This window comes from Chloroflexus sp. (assembly GCF_034435895.1).
In the GTDB taxonomy this organism is placed as follows: Bacteria; Chloroflexota; Chloroflexia; order Chloroflexales; family Chloroflexaceae; genus Chloroflexus.
The window spans coordinates 1-8355 of record NZ_DAOTWH010000237.1 but is presented as its reverse complement, the minus strand read 5'-3'; the positions used below and the strand labels follow the sequence as shown (position 1 = coordinate 8355).

Here is an 8355-nt window from a genome sequence, read left to right as displayed (position 1 = left end):
CCCGCCGATTCAGGCCATCGTCGCCTGCCAGATGGGTGACGTGGCCGAAGCCTACGAACACTTCATCCGGGCCGCGCGGGCCGACCTGCGCGACGTGCGCGGCAACGCCGGCGACGGCATCCATGCTGCGTCAGCGGGCGGGGTCTGGCAAGCGGTGGTGTTTGGCTTTGGCGGGTTGCGCATCCACCCCGACGGCACGTGGGAGGTGCATCCGCGCCTGCCTAGCCACTGGCGGCGGTTGACCTACCGCTTCACCTTGCGCGGGCAAACCCACACCGTCACCTGCTTCCCGGATGGCAGCTACACGACGGGCTAAGACGCAGAGGAGGCAGAGACGGTTAACGCAAAGACGCAGAGGAGGCAAAGCCGCGAAGGATTTTTAACGCAAAGACGCTAAGGTTTTTAAGTTGGGTACGAGCGTGGTCATACGAACAATTCCAAAACCTTTGCGTTCTCTGCGCCCTTCGCGCCTTTGCGTTTGACATCCTTTGCGTTCTCTGCGCCGTGGATGACGAGGACTGTATGATGTCGATCAAAGGATTTATCTTCGATCTTGACGGTGTACTCACCGACACCGCCGAATACCATTACCGGGCATGGAAACGGCTCGCCGGCGAACTCGGCATTCCATTCACTCGCGAAGAGAACGAAGCGCTACGCGGCATTCCGCGCCGCGAGTCGCTATTGCTGCTGCTCAAAGGGCGCACCCTTCCCGAAGCGACGCTCAACGAGCTGATGGAGCGCAAAAACGGTTACTACCTCGAATACATTTGCGAAATCTCACCCCGTGATGTCTTGCCCGGCACGCGCGAGCTGCTGAGCGAAATCCGCGCCGCCGGCCTCAAAGCGGCGCTCGGTTCGGCGAGCAAAAACGCCCGCGAAGTGATCGAGCGGCTCGGCATCGCCGACCTGCTCGACGCGGTTGCCGATGGCTACAGCGTCACGCGGCAGAAACCGGCGCCCGACCTCTTCTTGCATGCGGCGGCATTGCTCGGCTTAGCGCCGGCGGAATGCGTCGTGGTCGAAGACGCCGCCGCTGGTGTCGAAGCGGCGCTAGCCGGCGGCTTCGCCGTGATCGGGATCGGCCCGCGCGAGCGGGTGGGTAAAGCGCACGTCGTGTTGCCTAATCTGGCCGGCGCGCGCCTCGCCGATCTGTTGGCGCAGTTGCCGGTGCATGTATGACGCACCGGCGTATCGGAATAACTATGGGTAAGGAACCGGACGGTTGTCCGGCTCTACGGCCTTCCTTCGCGGCTGGGGCACATTGGAGCCGGACGATTGTCCGGCTCTACATGAAATCTTCGCGCCCCTTCGCGTTCTTGGCGCCTTTGCGTTACCCGTCTTTGCGCCTTTGCCACCCTTGCGTCTGGGCGTTATCTCTCTTGACAACCAGCGTACTTTCTGTCACACTGCTCTTGCTACTGTCATTCGGTCATAAAGAGCATCTGCTATGTCAGAACCGCAAGTTCTCACCTCCGAACAACCTCCCATCCGCCGTCCGGGTCTCTGGATAGCTAGTGTAGTAGTGTACATTCTGCTCATCATCGTTGGCTCCAATCTTGGCGGTGAGTTGGGCATCTTTACCGCCGCCAGCTTCGACTTGCTGCCCTTCGTCGGGTTGGCTGTGCTGGCCTATTTCGCCGGTTCGCAGTTCAACTGGGCATGGATCGCCACCGGTTTGTGGTTGGCGCTCATGCTCGGCTTAGCATCGCTCATCATATTTGTTCTCGGCGTCATTACCCTGCCCGATCTGCCGCCGATTAATTCAGAACAACCGCCCGATCTCGCACCAGCCGATCTTCCCAGCATCGTGCTCTTCATCTTGGGCATCTTCACCGCCATCGGCATCGGCCTGTTCACCCTGTTGCCGCCGGTACGGCGAGGATTAGCGCGGGTGCTGCCGATCGATCCCGATTCATTTGTCCATGCTATCGCATTGATGGCAATTGTCAGCATCACTCTCATGATGTTTGTGCCGCTGCTGATCACTGGCGAACCGCCCTTGCTAGCGCTGGTCAACACCATCGGCGGCACAGAGCTGAGTGATCTGAGCGCTGATGAACAGTTACGCAGCCAGCTTTACGGCTTGGTCTGGACGATCCCGGCGGCATTTCTGGCGGTTGGCTTTGGCATTCGCCGCAATCGAGCCGCTACACTGGAACGGCTAGGGTTGGTGCGACCGACACTGCGCCATCTGCTCATCGGGCTTGGGGTCGGGTTGGGATTGGCCGGGTTGATGTCGCTCGCCCTGCCGCTGATGGACTCGCTCTGGCAAGCGCTCGGCTGGCCAACCACCGACGAAGAAGCCTTCAGAGAACTGATGGCTTTCGCGATTAGCCCGATCGGGGCGCTGGTGATCGGCGTGACGGCTGGCCTTGGCGAAGAGTTAGGCGTGCGTGGCGTCTTGCAGCCGCGACTGGGGATTTGGCTCTCGAATCTCTTCTTCACTAGTCTGCACGCGTTTCAATACCACTGGGACGCCCTGTTGGTGGTGTTTGTGATTGGAATGGCATGCGGGTTGGTGCGCAAGCATACCAACACCACCACCGCCGCAATCGTGCATGGAGTGTACAACTTCATTATGGTGATGCTAGCGGTGGTGTTTGGCTAGTAAGAAAGCTGGATCACCGGCTGATGCGGTGTCTATTTCCGCCTCAAGCACAAAGAGGGGATAACTATAACTATCCGCCAAGGCCGGAGCGGAGGGTGCCATCACCTTCCGGCCACCGCCGTTATGGCACCTGATACGAGCTAACCAGCCGGCCTTGCGCATCAAGCAAGTGCGCCGTATCACCGCTGCGCCAAACCGGCGCGCGCTGATCCCAGTAAAAATCGCCGGTGGCGGGGTCGCTCGTACCACTCCCGCTATAGAGATAGACGTCTGTTTCTGGTGGGAGGATAAATGCGGGAAAGGTAAAGGTAGGCCGTTCAGGGCGTGAAATATTCACTATCCGCCAACCTTCAATCGTAAGGTCGTTGTCTTCTTCACTTGTAAGGATGATAAATTCGTCATTTAAATTGGTTGACGTGTTTGGATCGTAAGGTACAATCTTCAACGTCACCGCCAATCCAGCCGGAATAGAGGTCGGTGTACGCGCCGGCACGACGCCAGCCGAACCGGTCGTGGCGGTAGGGAGGGGCGTATTGGTAGCCCGCACCGGTGTTCCTGTACTACGCACTGTCGGCGTTGGCGTGCTGGTGCCCCGCGCGGTTGGCGTTGGCGTACTAGCGCCACCTGCTGCCGGCGTGAGCGTGCTGGGAACCTGCGTGGTTGGCGTTGGCGTCGGGCGTGGTACCGTAGTGATGCTCGTGGCGGTGGCGATGGGAGAAGGTTGCGAAACCGGCTGGCTGGTGACCGGAGTATCAGTTGGCGCGAGCGTTGCTATCGCCGGTAACGGCACATTAACATAGCACAGCAGGCTGGCAATCACCTGTTGGCTAGCCCGCACCCGCACCTCAACCGGGTAGATGCCGGGTGGTTCGTTGGTGCGCAGCGGGATCTGCCAACTGCCCGCCGCATCGCTAAACCCGCCGCCAACCGGTTGGCCAGCAAAGAGCACAATCAACCCTTGCAGCGGCGGCGCATTCGTGCCGCTCAGGGTGACAGTTTGGTTGCGCGGGCAGGCAATGGGGGTGGGTTGCGCATAAACCTGTTGTGCTGCCAATACCACAGCGCTGGCCAAAGCCAGTGTCATCAAGAGAGCTATCCAAAACCGATAGTGCTGATGCGGCATGAGGCGTGGTACAATTCATGTGGTGGGCGATAGTGGATTCGAACCACTGACCTCCACGATGTCAACGTGGCGCTCTAACCAACTGAGCTAATCGCCCATGCGTGCTTTATCCTACCATTGAATGCCGGGCCTGTCAAGCGGCCCACCTGTCATTGCGAGGGAGTGGCGGCCCTAGCGCAGCACAGGGCCGCCCGACCGAAGAATCTCCCGCTTCAGCGATACCCAATGCCTGTGCGGGTGCCTCCCGCACCCCACCTGTCATTGCGAGGGCGCGCAGCGCCCGAAGCAATCTCCCCCGTCAGCGGAGCGCATGCCTGTGCGTCCATCGTCCGTGCTCGCCGGAGATTGCTTTGCCGCGCTTCGCTCGGCTCGCAAGGACAAGAAAGCATGAGCAGATTACGCTTACTTTCAGCAAAGACCACTATAATGTTATAGATACCATCATACGTCCATTCACAGCAACAGTGACGTCACAACCCGCTATGATCCCAAACGTTTTCGCATTTTTGCGGCTATACCAAACCTCATCGTATGAATGATCTCATCTTCCGGCTCGATCCGGCCTTGCAGCACCTGCTGGCCCGCGCTGCCGAGCTTGCGCCGGCGATTGACGCCACCGTGTGGCTGGTTGGCGGGGTCGTGCGCGATCTGCTGCTCGAGCTACCCATTGGGCGCGATATTGACTTGGCCGTCGAGGGCGATGTGAACCAACTGGCTTCCATCTTGGCCGAAGCATGGGGCGGCCAGATCGCTGCCCGCCATCCACCATTTGGCACGGCGACCATTGTGATCGATCAATGGGTGATCGACCTTGCGCAGACCCGCACCGAACGCTACCCGCATCCGGCAGTCTTGCCGGAAGTGCAACCGGCGCCAATCGCCCTCGATCTCCATCGCCGCGACTATAGCATTAATGCGATGGCCATCAGATTGGCAGCCGCACATGGCCAGCTTGTGCCGATGCCGCTGTTCGACCTGCTCGGCGGCGTCGCTGATCTCGCCGATCGCCGGCTGCGTCTCTTGCATAGCCAAAGTCTGCGCGATGACCCAACCCGGATGTTGCGCGGCGTGCGCCTCGCTTCCCGCCTCAATCTCATCCCCGATGAAGCGACCGCGGCCCAGATCGACGATGCGCTAAAGGCAGGATACTTGGCGCTATTGACGCCGGAACGGATCCAGACCGAATTGTGCCTGACCCTCGCTGAACCCGATCCGGCAGCGGTGGTGGCACTGGCCGACCGCTGGGGCATGACCCACCAGCTCATCCCCGGCTTGGGTTGGACGCCGGCGCTCACCGATCGCTTGGCGCGCTATCGCCGCGACGAGTACGGTATCGCTCCGCTTGCGCCGGCTGAGGTGGTGATCGCCGGCTTGCTGCTCTACGACCTTAGCGATACAGAGCTGGCAATGGTTCTGCAACGCTACCATCTCCCAACCGCTATTCGCGACCTGATCAACGATCTTATCCGGTTACGTCGCTTGACCGCTGCCATCGTCGCTGCCACTAGCCCAAGCGAACTTGACCATACGTTACAACCGTATGGCGTCGCAACTATCGCTGTGCTACACTACGCGACAGATACGCCCATTCCGCAGCTTACGGCGCGCTATCTGCACGAATGGCGCTTTCTACGTCCGCCGCTGAACGGTGATGATCTGCGTGAATTGGGAGTAGCGCCGGGGCCGCAACTGGGCCGGTTGTTGCGTGAGCTGCGCGCCGCAACACTAGACGGTTTGGTTACCGATCGCATTGCTGCCGAACAATGGGTGCGACAACAATTGGCTACTTCATCGAGTTGAACAAAGGAAACATCTGTGGATGCGATGCTGCAACTGTTGCGAGACCTGACCGAAGCCCCCGGCGCTTCCGGCTACGAAGGGCCGGTGCGTGAGGTGATGCGCCGCTATCTTGAGCCAATCAGCGAGATGGAGATCGACCATTTGGGCAGCATTATTGCCCGCCGCACCGGCGTCGCCGATGGCCCGCGCATCGCGCTGGCCGCCCATCTCGACGAAATCGGCTTGATGGTGACACGCATTACCGATGATGGCTTTCTCAAGTTTCAACCGCTGGGAGGCTGGTGGGATCACGTGCTGTTGGGATTGCGCGTCGAAGTGCAAACTCGCTCCGGCCCGATCATCGGCGTGATCGGCGTCAAACCGCCGCACATTCTGAGCAACGACGAACGCACCCGGCTGGTTGACAAGAAGGCGATGTACATCGACATCGGCGCTGCTTCGCGTGATGAGGCGGTGGCGTGGGGGGTGCGTCCCGGCGATCCGGTGGTGCCGGTAGGGCCATTCACCCCGATGCGCAACCCCGATCTGCTGCTGGCCAAGGCGTGGGACAACCGGGTTGGCTGCGCGATTGTGGTCGAGACATTGCGTCGCTTGGCCAACGAACGCCACCCTAATATGGTCTTCGGCATCGGTAATGCCCAAGAAGAAGTTGGTTTGCGCGGCGCGGCCACCACGACCTACATCACCAAGCCAGACATCGGCTTCGCGATCGACACCGCCATCGCCGGCGATATGCCCGGCGTCGGCGCCGATGACGCCATGAGCCGGCTCGGTCAAGGGCCGGCCATCCTCTTAATCGACGGTTCTATGATTGCACACGCTGGTCTACGCCATCTCGTCATCGATGTTGCTGCCGAAGAAGGCATTCCGCTCCAATTCGATCTGATGCCCGGCGGCGGCACCGATGGCGGCAGGATGCACATCTTTGGCAGCGGCGTGCCCACCGTGGTCATTGGGCCACCGGTGCGCTATATCCACTCGGCATCAGCAATCGTTCATCGCCGCGACATCGAGCAAACGGTGCAGTTGCTCTTGGCCCTGATTCGCCGGCTCGATCGCGAGACCGTGCAGCGGCTACACATGGGGATGTAAGCGATGGCTTTCATACGCTTCCTTCAGGTTCGCATCCCGCTTTGGATAACGGGCTTCTTTGTATTCATGACGCTGCTCGGCGGCATCTGGCTCGGCATCTGGCTCAGCCGGCCCCAAACCGTCAGCGCTTGCCCTGAAACCGAAACCATCTGCGCTGACTTTGCCGTCTTTTGGGATGTGTGGCGCTTGGCCCGCGAACGGTACGTTGATCCGGCTGCCGCTGACCCGGCCCGCATGCTTGAAGGCGCTGTCGATGGCATGCTGGCAACGCTCGGCGACGAAGGCCACACCCGCTTTCTCACCGCCACTGAGGCCGCCCAATGGCAAGAGTCGCTTAGCGGCGAGTTTGAAGGCATTGGTATTTACGTCGGCGAGCGCAATGGCACATTGTTGATTCTGGCACTGATCGAGGGATCACCAGCCGCTACTTCCGGTCTCCGCGCCGGCGACCGCATCTTGTCGGTTGATGGCGCTGCCGTTGATGGCTGGACGATCGACCAATTGGTGGCGCGAGTGCGCGGGCCAGCCGGCACACCGGTCACGCTAGAAGTGAGCCGGCACGATACCGAGCCGTTGCGGTTTACCATCACACGGGCCAAAATCACGGCGCCAAGCGTCAGTTGGACGATGCTGCCCGATCAGATCGCCCTTATCCGTATCACCTCGTTCGATGAGCAGGCGGCCAGCGGGTTGCGCAAAGCGCTCACCGAAGCCAAAGCTGCCGGCGCGCAGCGGCTGATTCTCGATCTGCGCAACAATCCGGGCGGGTTACTCAGCCCCTTAATCACCATCGCCGGCGAGTTTTTGCCAGTCGAAACACCGGTGCTGATCGAACGCAACCGTGACGGCTCGCAGCGCGTGACCACCACCCGCGCAGCAGGCATTGCCCAAGATCTGCCGCTGGTCGTGCTGATCAACGGCGGTTCGGCCAGCGCCGCCGAGATTCTCGCCGGCGCGTTGCAAGATGCCGGCCGGGCGGTTTTGGTGGGGGAAACCACAGTCGGTACCGGTACCGTCCTCACTCCGTTTCGACTGAGCGGCGGGGCGCAACTCCTGCTCGGCACGCAAGAGTGGCGAACGCCGGCGGGTCGCCAAATTCGCGGCAAAGGCATCGAGCCGGATCAGGCGGTGGCCCAGCCGCTTGACGCGCCGATCTTGCTGCCAGCCGAAGTGCGCAACCTGAGCGCCGAAGCGTTGGCTGCGAGTGGCGATGTGCAACTGTTGGCGGCAATTGCCGCCCTCCAACGCGAGTAGAGAGTAGACAGAGACGCAAGGCGAGCAAAGACGCAGAGGAAGAACACGCAAAGCCGCCAAGGACGCAAAGAACGCTGAGGGTTAAGAAGGGGATCTTCCTCCGCGCCCTCCGCGGTAACTCATCCCCCCGCCCCCAGCGGGGGAGGGGCTAGGGGTGGGGCCACAAGTCAAGGAAGGAGGCCACCTATCCTCACCTCCACCCCCAATCCCTTCCGCTCCCGTAACGTCGTTCCCGTCCATCCAGCGGCTCCCCCTCTCCCACCATCAGGGGGAGAGGAGGCCGGGGGGTGAGGGCCATCTCATTCGCCGCGCCCTCAGCGGTAAACCCCTAGCCCCTCCCCCGCTGGGGGCGGGGGAAGGTGTACCGCCGAGAGTGCGATGACCCGTTTCGCAATCCTTTGCGTTCTCTGCGGCCTTGGCGGCTTTGCGTTTCCCCCTCTGCGGCTTGGCTGGCTTGGGGGTTTGATGTTGGCCC

Annotated in this window: 7 protein-coding genes and 1 tRNA gene; 6 read left to right on the top strand and 2 right to left on the bottom strand. The window is 61.1% G+C overall.

Annotated features, from left to right (window positions below; all coding sequences use genetic code 11):
• The 3 genes from U9R81_RS13880 to U9R81_RS13870 form a co-directional block, all read left to right on the top strand.
• Positions 1-316 (top strand): glycosyl hydrolase family 65 protein (locus U9R81_RS13880; RefSeq protein ID WP_322496028.1); only part of this gene is annotated, 316 nt, incomplete at its 5' end.
• A gap of 206 nt (positions 317-522) precedes the next feature.
• A complete protein-coding gene (gene pgmB, locus U9R81_RS13875) occupies positions 523-1182 on the top strand; it encodes a beta-phosphoglucomutase (RefSeq protein WP_322496027.1) in 660 nt (219 codons plus the stop codon).
• A gap of 268 nt (positions 1183-1450) precedes the next feature.
• The gene (locus U9R81_RS13870; RefSeq protein WP_322496026.1) at positions 1451-2611 is read left to right on the top strand and encodes a CPBP family intramembrane glutamic endopeptidase; all 1161 of its coding nucleotides are present in this window, start codon (positions 1451-1453) and stop codon (positions 2609-2611) included.
• Positions 2612-2732: 121 nt separating this feature from the next.
• Here the strand turns inward: U9R81_RS13870 and U9R81_RS13865 are convergent, their stop codons facing one another.
• Both U9R81_RS13865 and U9R81_RS13860 read right to left on the bottom strand, forming a co-directional pair.
• Positions 2733-3695 (bottom strand): lamin tail domain-containing protein, encoded by a 963-nt coding sequence (locus U9R81_RS13865; protein ID WP_322496030.1) that lies wholly within the window; start codon positions 3693-3695, stop codon positions 2733-2735.
• Between the two features lie 59 nt (positions 3696-3754).
• Positions 3755-3831: transfer RNA gene (locus U9R81_RS13860), tRNA-Val, on the bottom strand.
• A 434-nt stretch (positions 3832-4265) separates the two neighbouring features.
• On the opposite strand from U9R81_RS13860, the gene U9R81_RS13855 reads away from it, so the two are divergent.
• The 3 genes from U9R81_RS13855 (at position 4266) to U9R81_RS13845 (ending at position 7880) form a co-directional block, all read left to right on the top strand.
• Positions 4266-5534 carry a CCA tRNA nucleotidyltransferase gene (locus tag U9R81_RS13855; protein ID WP_322496025.1) on the top strand — a complete coding sequence of 423 codons (1269 nt, stop codon included), beginning with the start codon at positions 4266-4268 and terminating at the stop codon, positions 5532-5534.
• A gap of 15 nt (positions 5535-5549) precedes the next feature.
• Entirely contained in the window at positions 5550-6626 is a 1077-nt protein-coding gene (locus U9R81_RS13850) for a M42 family metallopeptidase (RefSeq protein WP_416180967.1), read from the top strand.
• Between the two features lie 66 nt (positions 6627-6692).
• On the top strand, positions 6693-7880 hold the full coding sequence (locus U9R81_RS13845; protein WP_322496024.1) for a S41 family peptidase: 1188 nt from the start codon (positions 6693-6695) through the stop codon (positions 7878-7880).
• Positions 7881-8355: the final 475 nt, after the last annotated feature.